The 26,151-nt window shown below is 58.3% G+C and carries 29 protein-coding genes and 1 pseudogene; 19 read left to right on the top strand and 11 right to left on the bottom strand.

Going from position 1 to position 26,151, the window contains the following annotated elements; translation table 11 throughout:
• Nucleotides 1-63: 63 nt before the first annotated feature.
• From BKX96_RS22985 to ppnP, 3 genes are all read left to right on the top strand, one after another.
• Nucleotides 64-2,025, top strand: coding sequence for an acetyl/propionyl/methylcrotonyl-CoA carboxylase subunit alpha (locus tag BKX96_RS22985; protein WP_077185552.1), 1,962 nt, complete (start codon nt 64-66; stop codon nt 2,023-2,025).
• 71 nt (nt 2,026-2,096) lie between these two features.
• Nucleotides 2,097-2,639 (top strand): 3'-5' exonuclease, encoded by a 543-nt coding sequence (locus tag BKX96_RS22980; RefSeq protein ID WP_077185551.1) that lies wholly within the window; start codon nt 2,097-2,099, stop codon nt 2,637-2,639.
• Between the two features lie 69 nt (nt 2,640-2,708).
• Nucleotides 2,709-2,993 carry a pyrimidine/purine nucleoside phosphorylase gene (gene ppnP / locus BKX96_RS22975; protein ID WP_045058110.1) on the top strand — a complete coding sequence of 95 codons (285 nt, stop codon included), beginning with the start codon at nt 2,709-2,711 and terminating at the stop codon, nt 2,991-2,993.
• 67 nt (nt 2,994-3,060) lie between these two features.
• Here the strand turns inward: ppnP and BKX96_RS22970 are convergent, their stop codons facing one another.
• Both BKX96_RS22970 and BKX96_RS22965 read right to left on the bottom strand, forming a co-directional pair.
• Nucleotides 3,061-3,867 (bottom strand): MOSC domain-containing protein, encoded by an 807-nt coding sequence (locus BKX96_RS22970; protein ID WP_077185550.1) that lies wholly within the window; start codon nt 3,865-3,867, stop codon nt 3,061-3,063.
• A 203-nt stretch (nt 3,868-4,070) separates the two neighbouring features.
• Nucleotides 4,071-5,006, bottom strand: a complete 936-nt coding sequence (locus BKX96_RS22965; protein ID WP_046816119.1) for a chemotaxis protein CheV — start codon at nt 5,004-5,006, stop codon at nt 4,071-4,073.
• 448 nt (nt 5,007-5,454) lie between these two features.
• Between BKX96_RS22965 and BKX96_RS22960 the strand changes: the two genes are divergently transcribed.
• From BKX96_RS22960 to BKX96_RS22950, 3 genes are all read left to right on the top strand, one after another.
• Nucleotides 5,455-5,925 carry a hypothetical protein gene (locus BKX96_RS22960; RefSeq protein ID WP_077185549.1) on the top strand — a complete coding sequence of 157 codons (471 nt, stop codon included), beginning with the start codon at nt 5,455-5,457 and terminating at the stop codon, nt 5,923-5,925.
• A gap of 466 nt (nt 5,926-6,391) precedes the next feature.
• Nucleotides 6,392-7,285, top strand: coding sequence for a sensor histidine kinase (locus tag BKX96_RS22955; protein ID WP_077185548.1), 894 nt, complete (start codon nt 6,392-6,394; stop codon nt 7,283-7,285).
• On the top strand, nt 7,282-7,941 hold the full coding sequence (locus BKX96_RS22950; RefSeq protein ID WP_046816116.1) for a response regulator: 660 nt from the start codon (nt 7,282-7,284) through the stop codon (nt 7,939-7,941). Before BKX96_RS22955 ends, BKX96_RS22950 begins: the two co-directional genes overlap by 4 nt.
• Here the strand turns inward: BKX96_RS22950 and yegS are convergent.
• The gene (gene yegS / locus BKX96_RS22945; protein ID WP_046816115.1) at nt 7,925-8,842 is read right to left on the bottom strand and encodes a lipid kinase YegS; all 918 of its coding nucleotides are present in this window, start codon (nt 8,840-8,842) and stop codon (nt 7,925-7,927) included. The two genes, BKX96_RS22950 and yegS, sit on opposite strands and share 17 nt — an antisense overlap.
• Nucleotides 8,843-9,056: 214 nt before the next feature.
• Here yegS and BKX96_RS22940 point away from each other — a divergent pair, with 214 nt between their 5' ends.
• Nucleotides 9,057-9,368, top strand: coding sequence for a hypothetical protein (locus BKX96_RS22940; protein WP_046816114.1), 312 nt, complete (start codon nt 9,057-9,059; stop codon nt 9,366-9,368).
• A gap of 63 nt (nt 9,369-9,431) precedes the next feature.
• On the opposite strand, the gene BKX96_RS22935 is transcribed toward BKX96_RS22940, so the two are convergent.
• Nucleotides 9,432-10,658, bottom strand: a complete 1,227-nt coding sequence (locus BKX96_RS22935) for a molybdopterin molybdotransferase MoeA (protein WP_046816113.1) — start codon at nt 10,656-10,658, stop codon at nt 9,432-9,434.
• Nucleotides 10,642-11,181, bottom strand: a complete 540-nt coding sequence (gene moaB / locus BKX96_RS22930) for a molybdenum cofactor biosynthesis protein B (protein ID WP_046816112.1) — start codon at nt 11,179-11,181, stop codon at nt 10,642-10,644. Before moaB ends, BKX96_RS22935 begins: the two co-directional genes overlap by 17 nt.
• Before the next feature lie 81 nt (nt 11,182-11,262).
• Here moaB and mobA point away from each other — a divergent pair, with 81 nt between their 5' ends.
• On the top strand, nt 11,263-11,865 hold the full coding sequence (gene mobA, locus BKX96_RS22925) for a molybdenum cofactor guanylyltransferase MobA (protein WP_046816111.1): 603 nt from the start codon (nt 11,263-11,265) through the stop codon (nt 11,863-11,865).
• 75 nt (nt 11,866-11,940) lie between these two features.
• Nucleotides 11,941-12,162 (top strand): YgdI/YgdR family lipoprotein, encoded by a 222-nt coding sequence (locus tag BKX96_RS22920; RefSeq protein ID WP_046816110.1) that lies wholly within the window; start codon nt 11,941-11,943, stop codon nt 12,160-12,162.
• A gap of 75 nt (nt 12,163-12,237) precedes the next feature.
• Here BKX96_RS22920 and BKX96_RS22915 read toward each other — a convergent pair whose 3' ends face one another.
• The 5 genes from BKX96_RS22915 to BKX96_RS22895 form a co-directional block, all read right to left on the bottom strand.
• Nucleotides 12,238-12,516: a PA2433 domain-containing protein gene (locus tag BKX96_RS22915; RefSeq protein ID WP_077185547.1), complete on the bottom strand. Its 279-nt coding sequence runs from the start codon at nt 12,514-12,516 to the stop codon at nt 12,238-12,240.
• Between the two features lie 100 nt (nt 12,517-12,616).
• The gene (locus BKX96_RS22910; protein ID WP_077185546.1) at nt 12,617-13,507 is read right to left on the bottom strand and encodes a pseudouridine synthase; all 891 of its coding nucleotides are present in this window, start codon (nt 13,505-13,507) and stop codon (nt 12,617-12,619) included.
• A gap of 71 nt (nt 13,508-13,578) precedes the next feature.
• Complete coding sequence (locus BKX96_RS22905; RefSeq protein WP_046816107.1) at nt 13,579-13,896, bottom strand: transcriptional regulator; 318 nt, start codon at nt 13,894-13,896, stop codon at nt 13,579-13,581.
• 170 nt (nt 13,897-14,066) lie between these two features.
• Nucleotides 14,067-14,303: a glutaredoxin family protein gene (locus BKX96_RS22900; protein WP_046816106.1), complete on the bottom strand. Its 237-nt coding sequence runs from the start codon at nt 14,301-14,303 to the stop codon at nt 14,067-14,069.
• Nucleotides 14,304-14,376: 73 nt separating this feature from the next.
• Nucleotides 14,377-15,585 carry an ammonium transporter gene (locus BKX96_RS22895; RefSeq protein WP_077185545.1) on the bottom strand — a complete coding sequence of 403 codons (1,209 nt, stop codon included), beginning with the start codon at nt 15,583-15,585 and terminating at the stop codon, nt 14,377-14,379.
• A 327-nt stretch (nt 15,586-15,912) separates the two neighbouring features.
• On the opposite strand from BKX96_RS22895, the gene BKX96_RS22890 reads away from it, so the two are divergent.
• From BKX96_RS22890 to BKX96_RS22855, 8 genes and pseudogenes are all read left to right on the top strand, one after another.
• On the top strand, nt 15,913-16,227 hold the full coding sequence (locus BKX96_RS22890) for an ElaB/YgaM/YqjD family protein (protein WP_046816104.1): 315 nt from the start codon (nt 15,913-15,915) through the stop codon (nt 16,225-16,227).
• Between the two features lie 2 nt (nt 16,228-16,229).
• Nucleotides 16,230-16,619 carry a phage holin family protein gene (locus BKX96_RS22885; RefSeq protein ID WP_077185544.1) on the top strand — a complete coding sequence of 130 codons (390 nt, stop codon included), beginning with the start codon at nt 16,230-16,232 and terminating at the stop codon, nt 16,617-16,619.
• Nucleotides 16,616-16,960 (top strand): hypothetical protein, encoded by a 345-nt coding sequence (locus BKX96_RS22880; RefSeq protein ID WP_046816102.1) that lies wholly within the window; start codon nt 16,616-16,618, stop codon nt 16,958-16,960. Before BKX96_RS22885 ends, BKX96_RS22880 begins: the two co-directional genes overlap by 4 nt.
• A gap of 129 nt (nt 16,961-17,089) precedes the next feature.
• Entirely contained in the window at nt 17,090-18,253 is a 1,164-nt protein-coding gene (locus tag BKX96_RS22875; RefSeq protein WP_046816101.1) for an EAL domain-containing protein, read from the top strand.
• 68 nt (nt 18,254-18,321) lie between these two features.
• Nucleotides 18,322-19,650, top strand: coding sequence for a deoxyguanosinetriphosphate triphosphohydrolase (locus tag BKX96_RS22870; protein ID WP_077185543.1), 1,329 nt, complete (start codon nt 18,322-18,324; stop codon nt 19,648-19,650).
• A gap of 178 nt (nt 19,651-19,828) precedes the next feature.
• Entirely contained in the window at nt 19,829-20,236 is a 408-nt protein-coding gene (locus BKX96_RS22865; protein WP_046816099.1) for a response regulator, read from the top strand.
• A 216-nt stretch (nt 20,237-20,452) separates the two neighbouring features.
• Nucleotides 20,453-21,079, top strand: coding sequence for a response regulator transcription factor (locus tag BKX96_RS22860; RefSeq protein ID WP_046816098.1), 627 nt, complete (start codon nt 20,453-20,455; stop codon nt 21,077-21,079).
• Between the two features lie 8 nt (nt 21,080-21,087).
• Nucleotides 21,088-24,060: pseudogene (locus tag BKX96_RS22855) on the top strand (transporter substrate-binding domain-containing protein); the annotation flags it as partial.
• A 151-nt stretch (nt 24,061-24,211) separates the two neighbouring features.
• Here the strand turns inward: BKX96_RS22855 and BKX96_RS32920 are convergent.
• Nucleotides 24,212-24,382 carry a hypothetical protein gene (locus BKX96_RS32920; RefSeq protein ID WP_179092168.1) on the bottom strand — a complete coding sequence of 57 codons (171 nt, stop codon included), beginning with the start codon at nt 24,380-24,382 and terminating at the stop codon, nt 24,212-24,214.
• Nucleotides 24,383-24,640: 258 nt separating this feature from the next.
• On the opposite strand from BKX96_RS32920, the gene BKX96_RS22850 reads away from it, so the two are divergent.
• Both BKX96_RS22850 and BKX96_RS22845 read left to right on the top strand, forming a co-directional pair.
• Complete coding sequence (locus BKX96_RS22850) at nt 24,641-24,865, top strand: hypothetical protein (RefSeq protein WP_077185542.1); 225 nt, start codon at nt 24,641-24,643, stop codon at nt 24,863-24,865.
• Nucleotides 24,866-24,958: 93 nt separating this feature from the next.
• Nucleotides 24,959-25,789: a TIR domain-containing protein gene (locus BKX96_RS22845; RefSeq protein WP_077185541.1), complete on the top strand. Its 831-nt coding sequence runs from the start codon at nt 24,959-24,961 to the stop codon at nt 25,787-25,789.
• Nucleotides 25,790-26,151 lie beyond the last annotated feature (362 nt).

Below are 26,151 nucleotides of genomic sequence, written 5' to 3'. Positions count from 1 at the left end.
GTAGGAGCTGGCTTGCCAGCGAAGAGGCCCTCACATTCACCGCAAAAACCCAGGGAATAGAACATGCCCGGATTCAGCAAGATCCTGATCGCCAACCGCGGTGAAATCGCCTGCCGCATCCAGCGCACCGCCCAGGTCCTGGGCTACCGCACCGTCGCCGTCTTCAGCGATGCCGACGCCGACACCCTGCACGTGCACATGGCCGACGAAGCGGTAAACATCGGCCCGGCCCCGGTGCAACAGTCCTACCTGAACATCCCGGCGATCATCGACGCGGCCCGACGTACCGGGGCCGACGCCATCCATCCGGGCTACGGTTTCCTCTCGGAAAATGCCGGTTTCGCCCGCGCCTGCCAGGACGCCGGCATCACCTTCATCGGGCCCAGCCCCGAAGCCATCGAACTGATGGGCAGCAAACGGCTGTCGAAACTCGCCATGCTCGACGCCGGTGTGCCCTGCATCAACGGCTATCAGGGCGCCGAACAGGACGACGCGACGCTCAGCCGCGAAGCCGAACGCATCGGCTACCCGCTGATGATCAAGGCCAGTGCCGGCGGCGGTGGACGTGGCATGCGCCTGGTGCACGATGCCGGCGAGTTGCTGGCGCAGATCCGCACCGCACGCTCCGAAGCCCTGCATGGATTCGGCAGCGATGAACTGATCCTCGAACAGGCATTGATCGACCCGCGTCACGTCGAGGTGCAACTGTTCGGCGATCACCAAGGCAACCTCATCTACCTGGGCGAACGCGATTGTTCCATCCAGCGCCGCCATCAGAAAGTCATCGAGGAAGCGCCCTGCCCGATCATGACCGCCGAGCTGCGCCAGGCCATGGGCGAAGCGGCGCTCAAGGCCGGTCGTGCGGTGAACTACGTCGGCGCCGGTACCGTGGAATTCCTCCTCGATGCCCGCGGACAGTTCTATTTCCTGGAAATGAACACCCGGCTGCAGGTGGAACACCCGGTCACCGAACTGATCACCGGGCTGGATCTGGTGGCCTGGCAACTGCACGTGGCCGAAGGTCTGCCGCTTGCGTTGCGCCAGGAGCAGGTGCTAATCAGCGGTCACGCCATGGAAGTGCGCTTGTACGCCGAAGACCCGGCGCAGGGCTTTGTTCCGCAAACCGGGCGCATCGCCTCCTGGGAACCGGCGCTGCAGAGCGGCGTACGCATCGACCATGGGCTGACGCAAGGGCAGCACGTCAGCCCGTTCTACGATTCGATGCTGGGCAAGATCATCGCCCACGGCGCGACCCGTGAAGAAGCCCGACGCAAGCTGCTGCGCGCGGTGCAGGACAGCGTCCTGTTGGGCCTGCCAAGCAATCAGCGGTTGCTGGCCGGACTGCTGCAACATCCGCAGTTCATCAGTGGCGAATTCAGCACCGGGTTCATTACGACCCATTTCACCGACCATGCCTGCCTGCAGGCCCATGTACCCAGCGCCGAAACGCTGGCGATTGCGGCGGCGCTGTTCTATCACGGGTCGGCACGGACTCATCCGGCCGCGCTGGCCGGTTGGCGCAACAACGCCAGTGTGCCGCTGCACTACCGCATCGGCCTGGAGGGTCAGGACTGGCCCGTGCAACTCAACACGGTGCCAGGGCAACCGTACCGGATTCAAGTCGCCACACAGATGCTCAACCTGAACGTCATCGAGTGCGATGGTCGCTGGGCCACCCTGGAAATCGACGGCATCCGCCAACGTCATGCCTACCGTCTCGAAACTGGACGACTCTGGCTATTCACCCGCCCCGGCAGCCTGCAACTGGTGGATCGCACTCAAGCACCGGTTCGCAGCCAGGCCAACGTCAGCTGCGGCACCCTCAAGGCGCCCATGGACGGTGCGGTCATCGACGTGCTGGTCAGTGAAGGCAGCAAGGTCAGCAAAGGCCAATTGCTGGTGGTGCTGGAGGCGATGAAAATGGAACACCCGCTCAAGGCAGGCATCGACGGCGTGCTCAAGCGCTTGCAGGTACAAATCGGCGATCAGGTGAAAAACCGTCAGATTTTGTTGGAGGTCGAATAAGTCGCTAGGCGTAACTATCGGGTTTGGCTACGCTCAAGCCCTATCAGCACGCGGATACCGGGAACCCTGCGATGCCTCACTGGTTGGTCATTGATCTGGAAGCCACCACAGATGAGGGTGGTTGGCCCATAACGGAAATGGAAATCATCGAAATCGGTGCCACCCTGGTGGATCGCAAAGGCCGCGAGCTGGATTACTTCCAGCGTTTCGTGCGCCCGTTGCGCCGCCCCCTGTTGACGCCGTTTTGCCGGGAGCTGACGCACATCACCCAGGCCAACATCGATGCCGCACAGCCCCTGGGCGAGGTCTGGCCGTTATTCGAACGCTGGTTGGGCCAGCACCACTCACGGCTTGAAGGCTGGGTCAGCTGGGGCGACTACGATCGCAAACAGTTGCTCCAGGAATGGCAGCGCCTGCCCTTCGACAGCGTTTTGAGCAACGTGCCGCACATGAACCTCAAACAGCGCTTTGCCAAGGCCCGGCGCCTGGAACGACCGCTGGGGCTCAACGGCGCCCTGCAGCTGGCGGGGCTGCAGTTCACCGGCCAGCAACACCGGGCGCTGGAAGACGCGCGCAATACCGCACGCCTGTTGCCCCTTGTCCTGCCGCTCTAGAGAGGTGACTCGGCCTTGGGCCTTGTGCATACTGGCCGGCCCTTTTAAGCCCTTTTCGAGGAATCGCCCATGTTTAAAGTCAACGAGTACTTCGACGGCACCGTCAAGTCGATCGCCTTTGGCACTGCCGAAGGTCCAGCGACCATCGGCGTCATGGCCCCGGGCGAATACGAATTCGGCACCAGCCAGCGTGAAATCATGCACGTGGTATCCGGCGCCCTGACCGTCAAGCTCCCGGACAGCACCGATTGGGAAACCTTCGCTGCCGGCAGCCAGTTCAACGTGCCTGCCAACAGCAAGTTCCAGCTCAAAGTGGCCGTCGACACGGCCTACCTGTGCGAATACCGCGGCTAAAACCCCGGGTTTACCGCGAAAAAAATGCCCGTGTCCATCGACACGGGCATTTTTCATTGAAGGGCGTTTATTCGAGAACGGTAACCGGCATGCCGACTTCGAGCCAGCCATTACCGTCGTTGACCAGGTTCTGCCCGAACATCGCGCCATTGGCTTCGGTACGGTACTTCTGCAAGGTGGCAAAGGGTTCGCGGTCAGCGCTACGCTCGCCGGTTTGCGGATCGACGGTAGTCATGATGCAGCGTGAACAGGGCTTGACCACGCGGAACTCGACATCGCCAATGCGCAGGCGCTTCCAGCCATCCTCGGCATACGCCTCGCAGCCCTCGATCACCAGGTTTGGCCGGAAACGCAGCATTTCCAGCGGGCGGCCGACGCGTTGCGACAGGTCTTCCAGCGACGCCTGGCCAATCAGCAACAGCGGGTAGCCGTCGGCGAAGGCCACCTGATCGTCGTCCCTGCCATAACCCGATTCGGTGATCCGTGCACGATCCAGCGGCACCTGCACCAGGCGCGTCGGCTTGCCGATGAACCGACTGACCCAGGCACCCGCCGCGTCGCCGGCATCGGGTACGCGCAAGCTGTCACGCCAGATGGTCACGCCACGCAATTGAGCGTCACTGGCGGGCAAGGCGACCTCGATCGGCGAATGGCCGGGGGCGTTGAGGGTCAAGCCACCTTCGGCATTCCACAACGCCGACAGCTGGCTCATCTGCGCCACTGCGCGCTGAGTCAGGAAACGCCCACTGGCTTCATCCACCAGCATCCAGCGTCGATCACCGTCCAGGCCCAGCTTGTCGAGGCCGACCTGCTGCAGGATCTCGCCTTTGCCGGATTTCAACGGATAACGATACAGCGCGCTCAGACGCAACATGACCAACTCCCTGATGGACAAAAACGCCACCCTATACGAGCTTGATCAGCGAATCAAAGGTCGCCGCATTGCCACGATGGCGGCCCGACAGCCGCCCCATCTATCGCGGCCATACCCGATCCACTGTAGGAGCTGGCTTGCCAGCGAAGGACGTCAACGATGACGCGCGCTGTTTAGTAACCGCGTTGTCCAGAGGCCAGCTGTCAGGCCGGCACCACATCCCGCACCAAACGCTGACGCACCACATCAACCAACTTGTCCGGCTGAAACTTGGAAAGAAAGTCGTCACAGCCAACCTTCTTCACCATTGACTCGTTGAAGCTGCCGGACAGGGACGTGTGCAGCACCACATAAAGGCCACGCAGCCGCGGATCGTTGCGGATTTCGGTGGTCAGGCGATAGCCGTCCATTTCCGGCATTTCCGCGTCGGTGAATACCATCAGCAGTTTGTCGGTCATGTTGACGCCTGTGTCCGCCCAGGCCTTGAGCATGTTCAGTGCCTTCAAGCCATCGCTGGCGATGTGCATCTTCACGCCCAGTTGCCCCAGGGTATCGCGCAACTGCGCCAGGGCCACATTTGAGTCGTCCACCAGCAGCACTTCGCGGCCACGGGCGCGTTCCAGCACCGGATCTTCGAGTTTTTCCCGGGAGACCCTGGCGTTGTAAGGCACGATTTCGGCGAGGACTTTCTCGACGTCGATGATCTCCACCAACTGATCATCCACCTTGCTGATAGCGGTCAGGTAATGTTGCCGACCGGCGCTGCTCGGCGGCGGCAGGATTGCCTCCCAGTTCATGTTGACGATACGGTCCACGCCCCCGACCAGGAAGGCCTGGACCGAGCGGTTGTACTCGGTGACGATGATCGTGCTGCCAGGGCCTGGCACCAGCGCACGCATGCCGATAGCCTGGGACAGGTCGATGACCGGCAGGGTCTGGCCGCGCAGATTGACCACGCCGCACACGAAGGGGTGGCGCTGGGGCATCAGGGTCAACTTCGGCAGTTGCAGGACTTCCTGCACTTTGAACACGTTGATCGCGAACAATTGCCGCCCGGCAAGGCGGAACATGAGAATTTCCAGGCGATTCTCACCCACAAGTTGCGTACGCTGGTCTACCGTATCGAGAATGCCGGCCATCAATCACTCCTGGGCTTGTTCGGATGAATTCACTGGATAGAGGGGTATCGGCTGCTATTGCCGGACCTTGACCCCTTGGCAAATGCCACGCCCGGGCATTGATGTCAAATTAACATCATGCTTTACTGGCCTTGTCATTTCATCCGCTGCATTCTTCTCGCCGCGACCGTAGTTTGCGCAGTTGGTTCCCCACCGTAAGGGATTCCCCTAGCAACAATCAGGTGCAACCTGATATTCGCACTATCCAATAGCCATTAATGTGATGCCATTCTCATTGCATGAATGGAGTCGGGCATTTGTCTGCGATTGCAAACCAGTGGCCCAACGCCCTTTCAAGCGTTCAGCCCACCCTTGAGCCGTACAGACGAACTCAAGACAACAGGTATGGATCGTCCTCGTCGACACACATGACACCCTCCTCATTTGACATGACGTTGTGGAGATAAGCATGCCGAACAATCGTAACGAGTGGGCCCAGCGTATTCCGGAGTTTCTCGTCGAGGCTGAAACATTGCTGGCCAGGACCGAAGAATGCCTGAGTCATCTGCAATTGATCAGCAATGACCCGGACGCCATAGACTGCATGCTCAGCACCCTGCTCAAACTGGCCTGCAAGGCGGATGCTCTTGCCCTCGCGGCCGTGTCAGAGTTTTCATTACACATTCATGGCCTGCTCAGTCACGCCCACATCCACATGGCACTGCACGATGAGGCCCTGGATGCGCTCAAGAACTGCCTGACACTGATCGCCTGGCAGCTTGAACTGATTGACCAGAAAACCGGTCAGCTGAGCCTCGATGAAACTGAACAGACCTCCCTGATCGAAGCCTTCGCGTTCCAGGTCGGCCAGAGTCAATTTCGCCCCCCGGTTAACTCCAGGCCGTACACACTCGTTTCTTATTCGCAGCGTCAGGCTTAACTTTGCGCAAGTAGACGTCAGCTGCGGATATGCCTGCCGCGCAAGATTCCTGTCGCAATTGACTACTTCATATCTACCAGCGACACCTCAATACAAGTTACTTTGACTTGTACAACGTGTTCACCTGCCTGAGCCGATTTTTTCTGACTGTAACGACGCGGATAATCGAAACCTTGACGCCGTTATCTAAGGTTCATGCCCGCTATTTCTTGACCTTCCGGACATTTAGCACAGGCGCGACCAATGGTTTGCGAAGTGGTATTATGCCGCCGATTAGTTGACGTCAATTAACGACAACGCGATTGCATACAACTCAGCTAACAATTTTCAGGTTTGATTTCTTATACAAGACCCCGGTTTTTCTTATACAAAAACCGTTGAAGTCGAAGCTGACATAAAAAATCATTGATCTGTCAGCGAACATGACCGATCAGCCCGCAGCGAACATCCATTGGCTCCATCTGCTATGTACGCCAGCCTCAAGTCAATCGCCCAGTGGCCACCCTCCCAGGAAAACGCGCGCCGGTTCACGTTGTTGCTATGCGGCGTCTCGACACTCGGCAGCCTGTTGGTCTATGGCCTGTCCACGCCTTTGCCGCTGGGTCTGCTGGTGCTGGATATTGCCGCCCTGGGCTGCGTCTGGATGCAGTACCGCCTGTCACGCAAGTCGATCAAGTTCCAACCTCAGGAGCTGGCCGAGCGGTTGCTGCAAGTCCAGGAAAACGAACGTCACCGCCTCAGTCGAGAATTGCACGACGACATTGGCCAGCTACTGACCGCGGCAAAACTGCAAAGTGACTGGCTCAAGCGCAGGATGCCCGAAGACCTCCAGGGGCAATGCTCGGTGCTGTGCGACACGCTGGAGGAGACCCTCGCCAAGGTTCGCGATGTATCGGCCATCCTCAACCCCCGACAACTGGCCAGCCTTGGGCTGGAAGCCAGCCTGCGGGCGCATCTGCTCAAGACGCTGAGCAACACCCCGGTGCACTGGAGCCTGGAGTGCCATCAACGACTGACCGGCATTCCCGAAGAAATGGCAGTGGCGGCCTTTCGCATCACCCAGGAGGCCGTCACCAACATACTGCGCCATGCCGAAGCGCAAAACCTGCTTGTATCCCTGCAGCGTACGCCCCAGGGACTGGCATTGATGATCAGTGACGATGGCCAGGGTTTCGTACCCGCCACCGACCCGGGGCGTGAAGGACAACGCGGCATGGCCGGGATGACGGAACGGATCAAGCAGTTGGGCGGCACGCTGACCGTGACCAGCGAGCCCGGCAAAGGCACCCAAATCGAAGCCCTCTTCCCATGGGCGCCTCGCGCGTTCGAACGGGCCAGTACGAATAAGGTTATGCATTGACTTGTAACTTGCTTCTGGTGGATGACCACTCGCTGATCAGGGCTGGCGTGCGCGCTCTGGTGCTGGATCTTCCTGGCTACGCGGTAATCGGCGAGGCCAACGATGGCTCGCAGCTGCTCGAAATGGTCCAGCGTCTGTCCCCGGATATCGTGCTGCTCGATATCTCCATGAAGCAGACCGGTGGCCTCGAAGCCTTGCAACAGCTAAAGCGGGTCCGCCCGCAGAGCAAGGTCCTGATCCTGTCGATGCACACCGACCCGGCGCTCATCATGCAAGCCCTGGAATCGGGGGCCCATGGGTATCTGCTCAAGGACACCACGGCCACCGAACTGGAACACGCGCTGGAGGCCTTGCGTAACAATGAGCGCTACCTGAGCCCGGCCATCGCCCATACCGTGATCACCCAGGCATTGACCCGAACCCAGAAACACCAGGCGGACCCGACAGATTCGCACAACCTGACTGCGCGTCAGCTGGAAATCCTGCGGCTGATCGTGCGTGGCAAATCCACCCGGGAAATCGCCAACGGCCTGGGCCTGAGCGTCAAGACCGTTGAAACCCATCGATCGCAAGTCATGAAGCGCTTGCAGATCTTTGACGTGGCCGGCCTGGTCTTGTTCGCCGTACGAGAACAGATCATCAGTCTTGACGACTGACAGCCTCGGTCCCGCTCAACAAGGGTGACTGCTCGGGCAAATGCACCCACAGCGCTGCCGGACGAGCCGAGAAACGCAGGCTGTCACCCTCGAGCGGTTCTCCATCGAGGTTGATGTAAAGGCCCTCCGAGGCTTTGATCTCAACCCATGGCAGACGCGCCCGAACGAACATGTTGTCGATTCCGAAGCCATCGGCCAGCAGGTCCTTTAAGGTGCCCAGCAGCTCCTGCGGGGCCGGCAGAATGCTGATGTCGAGCAGCCCGTCGTCAGCCAGGGCCTGCGGGCAGAGCTCGTGCCCACCGCCAGCCTGCCGGCCGTTACCGATCCCCAAAGCCAGCAACTCGCCACTCCAGTGGAAATCGGGCCCCTGCAACTCTCCGTATGCCGCATGCAACTCACTGAATCGCGACAAGCCGGTGAACAGATACGCCGCACCACCCAGGACTTTCTTCAATTCTTCGGAGGTATTGGCCGTGACCTGACTGCCAAAACCACCGGTAGCCATATTCAAGAACACCTGCCCGCCAACTTCGCCTAGATCAATGGCGCTAGGTGCAACGTCCAGAAGCGCCAGTGCTTGATCCGGCTCCAGTGGAACGCCGGCAGCCCGGGCAAAATCGTTGGCAGTGCCCAGCGGCATCAGCACCAGGCTGGCCTGCTGCGACTGACCGGCCATGGCTTCAGCAATATCACGCAAGGTGCCGTCGCCACCACCGGCAATGATCTGCCGATAACCCGCCTGCAGCGCTTCGCCCACCAGCCGTTGCGCATCCCCGGCTTCCCAGGTCAACCGAACGGCCAGCTCCCAGCCTTGTTCACGCTTGCCCTCGACGGCGGCCCGAACCTCGTCGTTGAGCGCCTGCTTGCCATGCAAAATCAACAGCGCCTTGCGTTCGCTCATTGTCGTCACTCCCATTATTGAATGGCCTATGGGATATGTGACCTTCCCACGCTCCTGAAAAGTCGCAAAAAACTGAATTATTTACAGTGGAGTCAAATAAGGAGAATTTTCTTACAAAACGTGAGGAATTGGCTCAATTGACCAGAAAAGGCGATTGGTACACTTTTGTGTCAGCGGTTTTCAGTCATCAGCAGGACAGACACAAGGATGTGCAATGCAACCCCATGACATCAGGTCACCGGTGATTCCGGTGGTGCCGCTCGCAACGAAACGGGCCAATCATCAAGCTGAAATCGTCAGCAGAGCACAATCCAGCGGAGAAGTTGATATGCAACCTCGCGTCAACGAGCTTGAGACACACCTCGAAACCCTGCGAGGCGAACTGAAAAAGATTCGCAGTGACATCAGGTCCATCAGGCACAGGCTTGCCTATTCGGCGATCGGTACAGCCGTTGTCCTTGGGCTGCTGGGCTGGATCGCCAATAGCCGTTTCGACCAGGTCGTATCACTCCTGCTGGCTCACTGATGCGCCATGAATGCAAAACCCGGTTCAGTCGACCGGGCTTGCATTGACGCGCGGCGGCCAGAATCAGCTCAACACTTCGCTCAGCGGGATGAAGTAGACACTATCACCTGCCACCAGCGTTCGCTCCTCCATGACCTCGACCAGTCCATCGGCCCAGGCGGCGCTGCGCAGCACACCGGAACTCTGATTGTGGTAGATGATGGCCTGGCCGCTTTCCAGGCGACCGCGCAGGTACTCGCGTCGATTACCAGCCTTAGGCCAATCGAACCCTGCCGGCACTTGCACCTTCAGCGGCTCCACCTCCTGGACACCCAGGCGCCGCAGCAGATAAGGCCTTGCCAGCAAGGCAAAGGTCACCAGGGTCGAGGCTGGATTGCCCGGCAAGCCGATCACCGGCACACCACGAAAGTGGCCGAAGGTCAGGGGTTTACCGGGTTTGATGGCGAGCTTCCACAGCGCCAGCTCGCCCTCCTCCCTCAGGGCCATGCCCAGGAAGTCGGCCTCCCCCACCGATACGCCACCCGTCGAGAGGATCAGGTCGACATCCCCCAGCTCACCCAGGCGCATGCGCGTGGTGTCCAGGTTATCCGGCAGAATTCCGGCGTCGATCACCTCGCAACCCAGGCGCTGCAACCAGCTGCAGAGCAACACTCTGTTGCTGTTGTAGATCTGCCCCGGCCCCAGAGGCTGCCCCGGTTCGATCAATTCATCCCCTGTCGACAGCACCGCCACGCGAACCTTGCGGATCACATCCAGCTCGGCACATCCCAGTGAGGCTGCCAGGCCTTGTTCGATCGGCCCCAGCCGTGTGCCCGCCGGCAGGATCAGTTCGCCAACCGTGGTTTCCTGTCCTTGTGGACGAATGTTCTGCCCGATGACCAGGTTTTCGGTGAAACGTACACGTTCATCCGCCAGGACTTCGGCGTTCTCCTGCATCTCGACGCAATCGGCACCCGGCGGAACAGGGGCGCCGGTGAAGATTCGGGCACAAGTGCCTGGCGTCAACGCAGCAGGGGCCTGGCCGGCGAACACTTTCTGGCTGACGACCAGCGGCTCTGCGCTCCAGTCAGCTACGCGCAAGGCATAACCATCCATCGCGCTATTGGGCCAGGGCGGCAGATCGAGGGTGGACAGCAGATCGTCGGCCAGCACCCGGCCTTGGACCTGCGCCAACGGCAAACGCTCGCGCTCGACGATCCGCGAGGCATCCGCCATTTCCAGCAAGCGCGCCAAGGCCACCTCGACCGGCATCAGGCTGCCGGTCTTGCCCGGCTTACCCGCGGGATTCACAGGGTGCCGCCTGTTTCAGGTGAGTCACGAAATTGCACGGCCGATGGCGCGAATCCAGCTGCTCGCCAAGAATGCCGTCCCAGCCGGTTCGCACGGCATTGGTCGACCCTGGCAGGCAGCACACCAGCGTGCCGTTGGCGAGGCCGGCCAAGGCGCGGGACTGGACAGTCGATGTGCCGATGTCCGCCACCGATATCTGACGGAACAATTCGCCAAAACCATCGACTTGTTTGTCGAGCAGGCAACTCACCGCCTCCGGAGTACTGTCGCGACCGGTGAAACCGGTGCCGCCAGTGATCAGCACCACCTGCACGACCTCGTCGGCGATCCAGTTGGCAACTTGTGCGCGAATCTTGTAGAGATCATCTTTGAGCAAGACCCGGCATGCCAGGTTGTGTCCGGCAGCCGTCAGGCGGTCAACGAAGACCTGGCCTGAGGTATCGGTTTCCAGGGTACGGGTGTCGCTGACCGTCAGCACCGCGATGTTGAGCGGCGCGAAAGGTACATCAGCCTTGGCTTTCATAGGCTCGTCCAGTTGTAGGAGAAACAGCCCGGTGTTATATCACAGCGACCCCATTTTTCGCCGCCCCCATGGAGGCTTGCCATGACTTCAAACCCAGCGTTGCCACCCTGCTCCATTCTGCTCCTCGCAGGCGGCCGCGGCCAACGCATGGGCGGCCAGGACAAGGGATTGCTGGAATGGCATGGCGAACCGTTGATTGCCCATCTGCATCGCAAGACACGCGCGCTGAGCGATGACCTGATCGTCTCGTGCAACAGGAACCTGGAAAAGTACGCGCCTTACGCCGATCAATTGGTCCATGACGATGAAGGCGACTTTCCCGGACCACTGGCGGGCATTCGTGCCGGTCTCAACGCGGCCCGTCACACTCATCTGCTAGTCTTGCCTTGTGATGTCCCGCGCATAGACCAGGCTCTGCTCAGCAGCATGCGCGAAGCCGCCAGCCAGCATCCCGACAAACCCTTGATGCTGCGCCATGACGGCCACTGGGAACCGTTACTGTGCATTATTCCAGTGGCACTGCGCGCTGATTTCGAAACCGCCTGGAAGGAAGGTGAACGCAGCCCTGGTCGACTCATGCGCAAGCTGGGCGCTACTGCATTGCAGTGCCCCGACAACGATCCGCGCCTGGCCAACCTCAACACGCCTGAACTGTTAAGCATGCCGGACACTGTGTCAGACTGAATACCAAGGAACTTGCACGCGCTGTTTACGTCTCAAGCCCAGTAACCAAAAGAATTCATTTACGGAGACACTTCCATGACTCAACGGACCCTGGCCACTTTCATGCTCGCATTGGGCCTCGCTACCCTTGCCGGTTGCGCATCGCCTACCGTGATCACCTTGAATGACGGTCGCGAAATCCAGGCCGTCGACACGCCAAACTACGACGACGAATCGGGCTTCTACGAATTCGAACAACTGGATGGCAAGCAGACCCGCATCAACAAGGATCAGGTTCGTACCGTCAAAGAGTTGTAATCTTCGCGGTGACTACCGGATACACGAAAATGCCCCGACTTGTCGGGGCATTTTTTTGCTTGTGGAAAACTCGAGTTATGGGTTCGGCTCATTGTTCAGCTTATCCGCCCGTGCCAGTGCCTGCGTGGCTTCGGTGATGCATTTCTTGTCATCCTTGGCGGCCCGGGCCGCTTCAGCGCTGGCCTGCATCCGCTTGATTTCCATGGTGGTGTTTTCAGACGTGGCGGGCAGGCTGGTGACCTTGTCCTTGAGCTCCTGGAGCTTGATGGTGCACAGGTCATTGTCTGCGGCGAATACGGGAGAGGCCAGGATGGCGGTGCAAATCAACATTCCAGCGAAAACAATGCGTTTCATGAATATCTCCTTGCATGGGAGGTATCGAACGCCACAGGCGTGGCGCCTGATCAAAAGACTGCAGAGCTGGGCATAAATTCGATTTTTCTACAGGCACCGCTCACCATTGCAACGTGATTGCGCTCTCGAACTCCCTGCCCTCTCCGGTCACCGGGTCCACGAACTTCAACCCCTGGGCCAGCAGTTTCAGCGGATTGGCATAGTCATCCGCCACGTCCTTGAGCACCTCGGGATAAAACGGGTCGTTGCAGATGCTGGCGCCCAGGGCGGTCATGTGCACCCGCAACTGATGCTTCTTGCCCGTCACCGGGTAAAGCCCATAGCGCCAGAGGTCGCCGTTCTTTTCCCGAACTTCCACAGCCGTCTCGGTGTTGCTGGCGCCCGGCCCTTCCTGCATGCGGAAGAAGGGCTCGCCATCGATCAATCGGCTTGTATGGACCAATGGAAAGTTCAACTCGGGCAGTGCCGGGGCAATGGCTTCGTAGCGCTTTTCGATCTGCCGCGTTGGAAACAGCGACTGATACGCCGAACGGCTCTGCGGGTTGGCGGAAAACAGCACCAGTCCCGCCGTGTGTCGGTCAATGCGATGCAACGGCACCAGATGAGGGTTATCCAGACGACGGATAAGGCGGCGCAGCAAGGTCTGCTCGACGTATTCACCCGCCGGGGTCACGGGCAGGAAATGTGGCTTGTCAGCCACCACCAGATGTTCGTCCGCGTACAGGATCGACTCGACCACCGGGATCGGTTTTTCGTCCGGCACTTCGCGAAAATAGTGAATCCGCAAGCCTTCCTTGTAAGGCAAATCGAGGGCAATGGGTGCGCCCTGCCCATCAAGGACGCGGCCACGAGCGATTCTGTCCAGCCACTGTTCACGACCGATGGCGCTGAAGTGCTCGCACAGGCAATCGAAAACGGTCTGCCACGGGCCAGGCGGCAAGTACAACGTGCTGGCCTGGCTGTGTGCAGCAGAAAATGAAGAAGTGGACATACAAAAGCTCTTACCTGGAATGCAGAGCGGCATTATCCAACAGCGGCGCCAACGAACCTAGCGCAGAATCCTCACGCCGGTATCTGCGCGCGGCCAGCCGCCTCGGTGTACTCCTTGAGCCAGCGCAGCACATCGACCGCCTCCCAGCGACCCGGGTCATAAAGTGCGTACAACAACCCCTGATAACCCACGACATCCAGCTGCCGGTGATAGCCCGCTCGCTGGAACAAGGCTTCGATTTCGGCAAAACAGGTGTTGAAATGCAGCTTGTTGAAGGGCGTTTTCCCCTCCGTCACCAAGCCGTCCAGACGCAGTTCGGCGACGGCTTCGCGTATCACCTCCACCGACATGCGGTTAACGCTGCTTTTCAATTGTTCGACATTGACCACGACTCATCCCTCTCACGCCCGGGTCGGCCTCGCTCAATGCCTGGAATCGGCGACAGCAAGGCAGCAATCCGGATAACTGTATACGCATACAGTATCCGAATCGCGTCGGTTAAGCCAAGGGGATCGCTGCTAAAGTTCGACGGGCGGAACCTGTCCACCCACAAAACCGTTCAACGCAAGAAGGCAACCACTTCGTCGGCACTGAAAGGCCAGCCCAGTTCCGCGCCGGTGTCGACCCGACGCAGCACCGGAATCCGCAGGCTGTAGGCTGAGAACCATGATTCGTCGTCGGCGATGTCCACCAGCTCCACCAGCAGGCCTCGCTCGACAAACTCCATCAACATGGCTTCGGCCACTTCACAGAGATGGCACCCAAGAGTGCCGAACAGCTGACATTCAGGAAGCATGAGCGCTCTACCAAAAAATTGAGTGCTTATTCTAGGCCTGCCCCGAAATGGCGTCGAGCCAATGAGCCCACGGCTAATCCTGGCTGACGGCGCCGATCTTGTGCACCGACAAATCCGCGCCGTAATACTCTTCTTCCTGACTCAGGCGCAGGCCATGCAACGCCTTGATCACGCCATACACCGCGAAGCCACCGGCCAGCGCCACCACCACACCCAGCGCCGTGCCGATCAACTGGCTGACAATGCTCACACCACCCAGCCCACCCATGGCCGTCTGGCCAAAGATACCGCAGGCGATGCCGCCCCAGGCGCCACAAAGACCATGCAGCGGCCAGACACCCAACACGTCATCGATGTGCCACTTGCCTTGCGCGGCCGTAAAACACCAGACAAACAGCGCCCCGGCGATGGCACCGGTGACCAGCGCACCCACTGGATGCATCAGGTCGGAACCGGCACAGATCGCCACCAGGCCCGCCAGCGGCCCATTGTGCAGAAAGCCCGGGTCATTGCGCCCGACGATCAGCGCCGCCATCGTGCCGCCGACCATGGCCATGAGCGAGTTCACCGCAACCAGCCCGCTGACACCCTGCAGGGTCTGCGCACTCATCACGTTGAAGCCGAACCAGCCGACAATGAGGATCCACGAGCCCAACGCCAGGAACGGGATGCTCGACGGTGCGAACGCCACCAGCCGCCCTTCGCGATAACGCCCGTTGCGTGGCCCAAGCAACAGCACCGCTGCCAGCGCCAGCCAACCGCCCATGGCATGGACCACCACGGAACCGGCGAAATCATGAAAGCTGGCGCCAAAACGCTCAAGCAGCCAGGCCTGCAATCCGAAGTTGCCGTTCCAGATCATGCCTTCGAAGAAGGGGTAGATGAACGCCACGATCATCGCAGTCGCGCACAATTGCGGAATGAACCGGGCACGCTCGGCGATGCCGCCGGAAATGATCGCCGGGATCGCCGCGGCAAAGGTCAGCAGGAAGAAAAACTTCACCAGGCCATAGCCGTGATCGGCATTGATCACGGCCGCCGGTTGCATAAAAGTGACCCCGTAGGAAATCCAATAGCCTATAAAGAAGTAGGCAAGGGTCGAAACGGCAAAGTCGCTGAGAATCTTCGACAGGGCGTTTACCTGGTTTTTTTGCCGGACCGTCCCGACTTCCAGAAAGGCGAAGCCGGCGTGCATGGCGAGCACCATGACCGCACCGATGAGGATGAACAATGTGTTGGAGCTATGGACCAGCGTGTCCACAGCGCTTTGCAGATTTTCCATGGATTTGGCAGACCTTAAGGCTGAAAAAAGCACCAAAGCAGTTCGCGCGGGCAATCCATGCACCAAGTTGAGACCTTGTCGAAATGAACAGGTCTCTTCCGATGAACCGTTTTGAAGCACAGGGTTCATCAAGGCCAATCACGACCGGGACATTTGCGCGGGTTTTGATTGTTTGAGTTAAGGTTTTACTGGAATCTTGCCCAGCAACAGCGCAACGGTGTGAACCGACGCACCACGACACAGCAAAAGTTGTACCAGTCATTTGTACTGAACCTTCGCACAAGGCTCATACTCGAACGATTCAGACGCCACTTATGGAGATCACCCATGGCCAGCATCAAGGCAAAGACTGCTCAAGAAATCCTGATGAGCGATTTTCAGACACTGGTCAGCGATACCGAACGGTTGCTGGAACACACCGCCTCCCTGGCGGGTGACCAGGCCGATGAATTGCGCGACCAGATCCACGACAGTCTGCTGCGTGCACGGGAAACCCTGAAACTGACCGAAGAATCCCTGCGCGAGCGCGGCAAGGCTGCCGTCACCGCCACCGAGGACTATGTCCAGGCCAACCCATGGCAATCGGTCGGTATTGCCGCGGGTGTGGGTTTCCTGATTGGCCTGCTGGCAACCCGGCGCTGATCATGGCGATCGATGAAATCGGCGCGTCCGAGACGGGCGCAAGTTCCTCATCGCGACGCATGGGCGCCGCTGTCCTTGGGTTATTGCACAGTCACGTCGAACTGTTCGGCATCGAATTGCAGGAGCAAAAAGCCCGTACTGTAAGCCTGTTGCTGTTTGCAGGCCTGGCGCTGGTGTTCGCGTTATTGCTGTTGGTAGGGCTGTCGACACTGGTGTTGATCCTGTTTTGGGACACCTATCGCCTGCCCGCCATCATCTCGCTCTGCGTGTTCTACACCCTTGCCTGCGTGTTCTGCGGGATCCGTCTGAGAGCGGCCATCTTCGATGAGTCCTCGCCCTTCCATGGCACCCTGGAAGAACTGGCCAATGATCGGGAGCGCCTGTTGCCATGAACCTGCCTGAACTGCCTCGAAACAGCTCGCGCACGGAAATGCGCAAGGCACTGATCCGCCTGCGCATGGAAATGCATCGCCAGGAAATCCGTCACGAATCCGGGCAATTGCTGCAACCCCTGCATCGGCTGCGCGGCATGAGCCAGAACCTGCACGACGGGTTCGGCATCAAGCATGCACCGCTGTGGGGCGTGGCGGCCGTCACCCTGCTGGGCTTCCTGACCGGCAAGGGCACCCGCAGCGGCACGGGCCTGGGCAGCCTGACCCGCCTGATCCGACTGGGCACCACCCTGGGGCCTCTGGTCAAGCTGGTCATGCAAGGCTCTACACGTAAACACTGACCCTGTCAGTTTCTGGCTACATTCTTGCAATACCCACAGGATTGAACCTCCTCATCGAGGGGGTCAATCCTGCGTGCCTACCCGGTGACCAGGCTTTATCCAATAACAAGAACCATCCAAGGAGGCCTTGTGATCGACGGGCAACCGCTCGCCTGCTTTCAGCCGTTCATCGATACCGCCACCGGCCGTATCGCCGGTGTGGAAGCCTTGGGCCGACTGCGCCAAGCCGACGGCCAACTGGCTTCAGTGGGACCGCTGTTCGCCGATCCCCGAACAAACGCCGTTGCGTTGCGTCGCCTGGACCGTCAGCTGCGCGATAACGCGTTGAGCCGTTTGCATGAGGTGCCTGGCGACTGGTTTCTCAGCCTGAATATTTCCCCACGGTGGATCAGCCGCCTGCGTCCGGACCAACCGTTGCCGAGCCTGGGCCAGCTGCAAAAGCATGGTATAGACCCGCAGCGAATCGTTTTCGAAATTACTGAACTGGGCGGTGACATCCAGCGCCTGGCACAAGTGGTGGCGCGTTACCGGCAAGCCGGCGCACGAATCGCCATCGATGATTTCGGCGCCGGCTACTCTCAGCTCGATCGGGTACTGGCGTTGCAACCGGACATCCTCAAACTCGATATGCGCCTGTTCCAGGCGGCGGCGCTGGGCGGGCCCAGTAGCGACGTGGTCAAGGCCCTGGCACAAATGGCGGAAAAAACCGGTTGCTGGATCATTGCCGAAGGCGTGGAAACCGAAGCACAACTGAATTTCGCCCTGGAGTGCGGCTCCCGTTACGTCCAGGGGTTCCTGTTTGCCGGGGCACAGGTGGATTTTTTTGCCGCTGACGCCTTTGTCGAGCGCTTTGCGCACCTGCGTCAGCGCTATGTGCAGCAAAAACTGGCCGAGCGCGGTCGCCTGATGATCATGCGCCAGCAACTGGGCGAGCTGATGGCGATCCTGCAGGCCTGGGCGCAGACTTGCGCCCCCTTGAGCGCCCTGCCACAACTGGACGCCTTTCCCTGGCTGCTGCGTTTCTATCAATGCGACCGTCACGGCACGCAGCTGACGCCCAACATGGAATGGCGCAACAACGGCTGGGTCGCAGACAACCGCTACCTGGGCCATAACTGGTCCTGGCGTCCGTATTTCTATCACCTGCTGGCGCAAGGCTGGGATGAGCCCCTGTTGACCCTTTCCAATACCTATCGCGACGCCACCAGCAATCAGTACTGCCTCACCGCCGGGCAATTTTTCGACAACGGCGAACGACTGCTGCTCATCGATATCGATGCGGTGGGCCTGTAGTGACACTTGCAGGTACCGTTGCGAACCGGGAAGCTAGTCAATCAGTCACCTGACGGAGCGACCCAGCCTTGGATTGGCCTACCCTGCTTACCCGCGAACGCCTCGGAAAGCCCTTGCACAGCCCGGAAGAACTGGGCCGCAGTCCTTTTCACAAAGACCATGACCGAATCATTTTCTCGGGGGCGTTCCGCCGTCTCGGACGCAAGACTCAAGTTCATCCTGTGCACAGCAACGACCATATCCACACGCGCCTGACCCATTCGCTGGAAGTCAGTTGCGTCGGCCGCTCGCTGGGCATGCGCGTCGGCGAAACCATCCGCAGCGCCCTGCCCGACTGGTGTGAACCCAGTGATCTGGGAATGGTGGTGCAATCGGCCTGCCTGGCCCATGACATTGGCAATCCGCCTTTCGGCCATTCCGGCGAAGACGCGATCCGGCACTGGTTCCAGCAAGCTGCCGGACGGGGCTGGCTGGACGCGATGAATGATGCGCAACGCAATGACTTCCTCAACTTCGAAGGTAACGCCCAGGGCTTTCGGGTACTGACCCAGCTTGAATACCACCAGTTCGACGGCGGCACCCGGCTGACCTATGCCACCTTGGGCACTTACCTGAAGTATCCATGGACCGCCAGGCACGCCGACTCGCTGGGGTACAAGAAACACAAGTTCGGTTGCTACCAGACCGAGCTGCCGCTGCTGGAGCAGATCGCGCTTAAGCTTGGCCTGCCGCAGCTTGAGGAGCAGCGCTGGGCGCGCCATCCGCTGGTGTACCTGATGGAGGCCGCCGATGACATCTGCTATGCGTTGATCGATCTGGAAGACGGCCTGGAAATGGAATTGCTGGAGTACGCCGAAGTCGAGTCGCTGTTACTGGATCTGGTGGGCGACGATCTACCGCAAACCTATCGCCTGCTCGGCCCGCAGGATTCACGCCGGCGCAAACTGGCGATCCTGCGAGGCAAGGCCATCGAGCACCTGACCAATGCCGCAGCCCGCGCCTTTGTCGAGCAACAGGACGCGCTGTTGGCCGGTACCCTGGCTGGCGACCTGGTGGAACACATGCACGGCCCGGCCAAACGCTGCGTGCTCAATGCCAAGGACATGGCGCGACAGAAGATCTTCCAGGACAAGCGCAAGACCCTGCATGAGATCGGCGCCTATACCACCCTGGAAATCCTGCTCAACGCTTTCTGCGGTGCCGCACTGGAGCAACACAATGGTCGAACGCCGTCCTTCAAGAGCCGACGGGTTCTCGACCTGCTGGGCAACAATGCACCCGATCCGAATGGCCCTTTGCACCACTCGTTCCTGCGCATGATCGATTTCATCGCCGGCATGACTGACAGCTACGCCAGTCACATGGCCCTGGAAATGACCGGTCGATCCAGCCACTGACGATGAACGGTTGATCAGCCATTACCCCCTTGGTAATGGCCGATCAGTCCTGAAAATCCAAAAACATTCAACCAATGCTGAATTTGCCTACAGAACATGTCGAGTGCACTGATCGCATGCCCGGTCCTGCCGGGAAACAATCACGCCTATCGGTTCCGAAAGAAGAAGCGTGAACAATATGATCAACGACAATCTGCGCATCATGCTGGTGGAAGACCATCCGTTTCAGCTCAGGGCCACCCAATGCCTGCTTGAGAGTTACGGCTTCACTCAGTTGACCACCTCGGACTGTGCCACAGGCGCATTGCAACACATGGTCAAGGCCGAGCAGCCCTTCGATATTCTGTTATGCGACCAATGCCTGCCCGAAGTTTCCGGGATTGACCTGATAAAAATTGCCAGTCATCGGGGAATGATCAAGCAGGCAATACTTTTAAGCAGCCTGACATCCATTGAATTGATTGAACTTGAAAACCTGGCAATCCTCAAGGGACTGCCATTACTTGGTTACTTGATAAAACCATTGAACCAGTGCGAACTGAGACAGTTATTGACATTGATTCCGCAAACCTGCAATGACTTGTAAAGTCTGCAGACCAAACATCCCCGCCTCTAGTTTTATAACTAAACCACAACACTAATTGTGGTAACTTCGCCAAAAAAACCGATTGACACGTAAGGCAATTCCTTTTCCCACGTAGGAACATTCCTATATTGCCACGACAGACCCGTCAGTTCATACGTCCACTCAACTATCTGAGCTAAGGTGCGCGCTTTATCTGAGCTCGCATGGGATTTGATTATGAACTCCGTTTTTATTGTCGACGATCACCCAGTCATCCGGCTTGCCGTTCGTATGTTGCTTGAACACGAAGGCTACAAAGTCGTCGGTGAAACCGATAATGGTGTCGATGCCATGCAGATGGTTCGTGAATGCATGCCCGACCTGGTCATTCTCGATATCAGCATTCCCAAACTGGATGGTCTGGAAGTACTTGCCCGTTTCAACGCCATGAGTACGCCTCTGAGAATCCTGGTATTGACCGCTCAAAGTCCCACCCTGTTTGGTATACGCTGCATGCAATCCGGCGCCTCGGGATATGTTTGCAAACAGGAAGACTTGAGTGAGCTGGTAAGTGCCATTAAAGCGGTACTGTCTGGTTACAACTATTTTCCAAGTGAAGCCTTGAACCCTGCCCGGGGTGACGATGCACGCTGCGCCGAACTTGAACTATTCAAGTCAGTCAATGACCGGGAGCTCATGGTATTGCAACTTTTTGCACAAGGTCGCAGTAACAAGGAAATTGCCAAAGGCATGTTCCTGAGTAACAAGACAGTCAGTACTTATAAAAAACGACTCATGCAGAAACTAAAGGCCAAATCCCTGGTTGAACTCATCGAGATGGCAAAACGTAACGCATTGGTGTGAGACACAGAATGCACAGCCGCTTGAAGGACTATCTGCTGATCATGACCACAGGCTTATGCCTGTGCACTTCGTTACACGCTGCGCAGGAGCATGAGCAATACACCTTGCTCAGTCGTTCAGCGCTCCCGCTTGAAGTCCAGCTGGACCCATCACAACGACACTGGATCGAGGGTAAAACCGAACTGATCCTGGGTACCTCGGCACCAGACTACCCCCCCTTCGACCTCACCAGTAGCGGCCATGACTACGAAGGATTTACTGCCGATTACGCGGGCATACTGGGCAAGGCCCTCGGCCTGCCCGTCAAGGTTCAGCGTTTTGCCTCCCGGGGAGCTGCAATCGAAGCGCTCGAAAACGGCGAGGTCGACCTGCTGGGCACCGCCAACGGATTTGAGGCGAGCAATGAGGACATCGCGCTTTCCACCCCCTACGCGGTAGATCAACCGGTCCTGGTGACACGTGAAGGCGAAACCCGTCCGCTCAACGATGGCCTGACCGGTTTGCGACTCAGCATGGTGTATCACTACTTGCCCCTGGAAGAGATCAAGGCCCTCTACCCGAAGGCAATCATCACGTCCTACCCGTCCTACCAGAACGCAATCAATGCGGTTGCCTTCGGCCAGGCAGATGTTTTTCTCGGCGACACCATTTCAACCCATTACATGATCAACAAGGGCTACCTGAACAACATTCACATGGCCAGTTTCGGCAAACACGAAGCCCACGGTTTCAGCTTCGCCGTGCAAAAGAACAATCCACAACTGCTCGACATCATCAATACGACGCTCAAGGCTATCCCCGCCAGCGAACGGGAAAACATCGCCAAACGCTGGAGTGCCGGGAGCGATATCCTGCTTACCGATCAAAAACTGGAGCTCAGTTACAGTGAGGAGCGTTGGCTGGCGCAACATCCGGTGGTCCGGGTGATCGTCAATGAAGCCTATGCGCCGCTGACGTTTTTCGACAGTGCCGGCAACTTCCGCGGGATTGCCGCGGATCTGCTGGAGCTGATCAGATTGCGCACCGGCCTGCGCTTCGACATTCAGCGCAGCCGCAGCGACAGCGACATGATCGAGCGAATCAAGACCGGTCAGGCCGACCTGATCGCCGCACTGCTCCCCAGCGCGCATCGGGATAGCTTGCTGACATTTACCCGCCCGTACCTGCAAAACTCCTACGTCCTGCTGACACGCAAGGCGCACGACAGTCCGACAAACCTTGCACAGCTTCAGGGCAAGAGCCTGGCCATTGCCCGTGGCAATCCCCTGATGGACTACCTGCGCAGCGAATACCCGCAGATCCGGTTGATCAAGACAGCGGACACCTTCAGCGCGGTAGAAATGCTCGCCGAAGGCCGGGTGGAAGGGGCGGTGAATTCGCTGGTGATCGCCAACTACTTCATCGCCTCGCAACTGTTCGAAACCCAATTGCAAATCAGCACCACCCTAGGCACCCAGCAGGCGGCGTTCTCCCTGGCAACCGATCGCGAGGCCAAGGAACTCAATGACATCCTCAATAAGGCACTGTTGAGCATCGCACCGCAGGAGCTGGGCGTGATCAACAGTCGTTGGCGCGGCTATTCGGCTTCCTCGCAAAACACCTGGCGCAAATTTCAGCGGGTGTTCTATCAGATCGTCATCGGGGCCGGATTGCTGCTGTTGATCTCCGTGACCTGGAACGCGTACATGCGCCGCCAGATCAATCAACGCAAGGCGGCCGAGCGAGCGTTGAACGATCAATTCGAATTCATGCGCTCATTGGTCAACGGCACGCCTCACCCGATTTATGTGCGCGATCGTCAAGGACTGCTGCAAAGTTGCAATGACAGTTACCTGCAAGCCTTCAACGCAAAACGCGAAGACGTGATCGGCAAGAGCGTGATCCAGGGCACCATGAGCAATGCCTTCGAAGCGCAGGAGTACCAGGCCGATTACCAGCGTGTTGTGGCCGAGGGTACGCCGATGATCCTTGACCGGGCGCTGCACATTGGCGGCCGCCGGTTGACCATCTATCACTGGATTCTCCCTTACCGCGACTCGAGCGGTGAGGTGCAAGGCATCATCGGTGGCTGGATCGACATCAGCGAACGGCGGCAATTGTTCGATGACCTGCGCTGCGCCAAAGAGCGAGCCGATGAAGCCAACCGGGCCAAGAGCACATTCCTGGCAACCATGAGTCATGAAATCCGTACCCCGATGAATGCCGTCATCGGCATGCTCGAACTGACCCTCAAGCGCATCGAACAGCACCATCCGGATCGCCCCGCCATTGATGTGGCGTACCACTCGGCGAAAGACCTGCTGGAACTGATCGGTGACATTCTCGATATCGCCCGCATCGAATCCGGGCACCTGAGCCTGAACCCTGAACGGGTCGATCCGCAGGAAATCGTCGCGTCGGTGGCGCGTATCTTCGACGGGCTGGCCCGGCAGAAGGGGCTCGAGCTGCAACTGGAATTCAACCCGGCCAATCCGGTGATCGACGTGTTGCTCGATCCCCTGCGCTTCAAGCAGGTGTTGTCGAACCTGGTCAGCAATGCCATCAAGTTTACCGAACAGGGTCAGGTGAGGATTATCGTGGCCCTGCACCTGACCAGCGAGCCCAACCAGGTTCAAATGCTGTTGCTGGTCGAAGACAGCGGCCCGGGCATCAGCCATGAGGATCAGCAACGGCTGTTCGAACCTTTCGCCCAAGCCGGTCATACCGGGCAGTCGGCCAGGGGCGGTGCCGGGCTTGGACTGGTGATCAGTCGCAGCCTGTGCGAATTGATGAACGGCAGCCTGCAGTTGAGCAGCCAGTCAGGCGTCGGTACCCGGGTGAGAATTTCGTTGCGACTACCCACGCTGCCCCGCGAATCCAGGGAGCAAATAGCCGAGCCCGCCATCCACTGCGCCACAGTTCCCTTGAATGTGCTGGTGGTCGACGACCATGCGGCCAATCGCCTGCTGATGTGCCAGCAGCTGGAGTTCCTGGGCGCCCGAGTTCATTAAAAATGAAATCGAATTCATTAAAAATGAAAACGTACTCTATGAAAATGAACCGCAAGGGCTTCCGCTACTCCGAGGCCAAGGTTTTTTGATCAAGGCCTCAGGTGCGCTCACGTTCGTACTCAGCTGACTGACTAGGTAAAGTTCACACACATACCGAGCAGCGGGCCAGCAGATAGCCAAACAGCCTGAGGCGCCGGGTTCGGCAAGTGCGGTAGAAGTAGCAGATGACACACAGGTTCACCGCGGTGAAACCGAGGAAGGCGCCGAAGTTGATGAATGAGGTATGGCCCTGCCCCGCAATCAACAGCCGCACGGGAGCTGCAACAACAGTCGAGTTTTGTAGGCTGGGATATCTATGTGGTGATGCCACAGACTATTCTTAACGGTGTAGATGTACAGGATCTGTGGATGCAAGGCTGGACCACGGAGGCGCTACTTTTTCCCTCGAACCGGGTAAAATCCCCAAGGCCATGCTGCTGGACCGACAGCTTAGGACGCTCTCCACAGGCGCCTTATTCATTTCCCCCGCATCACTGCTACGCTTTCGGTTTTCTCGAATGGAGTCGAAGGCATGCCTGCACCCGAATATTCTCTGCCTGCCACCCTCGAACGCATCTACAACAATCAACTGGCGCTGGAAGCCGCGATCATGGAGCTGACGCTGTTGGTCGAGCAGCAGGGTCACGCCGCGGTCGGCGAGAACGTTCGCAGAGCCCTGCAAGCGATAGGCGAGAACGAAGGGCACATCCGGCAGGGCCTTGCAAAGCTGGTGCTGCAGCATCGCAAGGACGACTAAGACCGATAGACAGAATGATGGCGAATCGGTAGCTTTCCTACTCTGTGCCCAGCAAGGTCGCCAAGAGGCGCCACCGAATATGGAATACGTTCGATGAGCTTAGAATATTTGAAAACCCGTTTTGACAAGGTCGGTTATTTGCAAACCTTGTTGATCGCTCGAGCTACAGGAAATGGCGGGGATTCTTATGAATATGAACAGCTTCGGCACGAACTTTTAAATGATGCGGAGGTTTCTGAACAGCTACCAGTGTGGCTAAAGATGCACAGAGATCTCGACTCCTTTTGGAGCTTCATTAAGCACAAGTATCCCAGTTACGCGGAGCGTAGGACCTATCTATCACAGCAATTTACTCCGCTGCTTGATACGTTAGAATTCGGTTCAAGCGTTCCTGCTCCTAATAGTTCGGTTGCTTCCACAGCAGTGTCCCCGATGTCTCCTTGGCTTCCCACAGCCCCGAGGAATGACCCCGTCGTTGCTAGGAACAAACGAAACGTGTTCATAGTCCATGGCAGAGATAACGAAGCCAAGCAGGAGGTGAGTCGCTTCATCGAGTCCATCGGGTTGAAAGCGATCATCCTGCACGAGCAAGCAAGTGGCGGCAGAACGATCATTGAGAAAATCGAACATTACTCAGGTGATGCTGACTTCGCCCTGGTTCTGTATACACCCTGCGATCGTGGTCGTGGGGCGCATGAGAGAACGATACCTGCAAGAAACAGAGCCCGACAAAACGTTGTTTTCGAGCATGGTTACTTGATGGCCAAGCTTGGAAGAGAAAACGTGTGTGCGTTGTCCAAGGGCGAGATAGAAACACCCAATGACATTAGCGGGGTGGTCTACGTCGACTTTGATACCTCAGGGGCTTGGAAACGGGAGGTCGTCAAAGAGCTAAGAGAGTGTGGGTACGTAGTGAATTGGTAGATTCTCTTACTGCCAACAAAAACAGACAAAACCTTGAATCAACCCTGAACCGATGGCGGTAGGACCGGCCAACTCGGTTCGCTTATGCGGCCAGCAAATCTGCGGCGCTCTGACGGCACCCTTTTGGTGGAGATCTATTTTCCCAAAGCTATGATTAGTCAATTTTCTACTTTTTATGCTGACTATTACGCCAAGTTATAATCGAGAACCACGATGGTCGAACGTGGCGTGCAATCCGTAGGCGTTCAGCAGACAGTCAAACGGAATCACCAGAATATAAACGTGAAGGTTGAAACGAGGGAATGGTGTCTGGAATTGGCGGCCCGGGAGCTGCAACACGAACCGCAACGTTGGTGATAGCT

The organism is Pseudomonas putida, from assembly GCF_001976065.1.
GTDB lineage: Bacteria > Pseudomonadota > Gammaproteobacteria > Pseudomonadales > Pseudomonadaceae > Aquipseudomonas > Aquipseudomonas serbica.
Note: the sequence above shows the minus strand (reverse complement) of the source record. Positions and strands in the feature narration are given on the sequence as shown.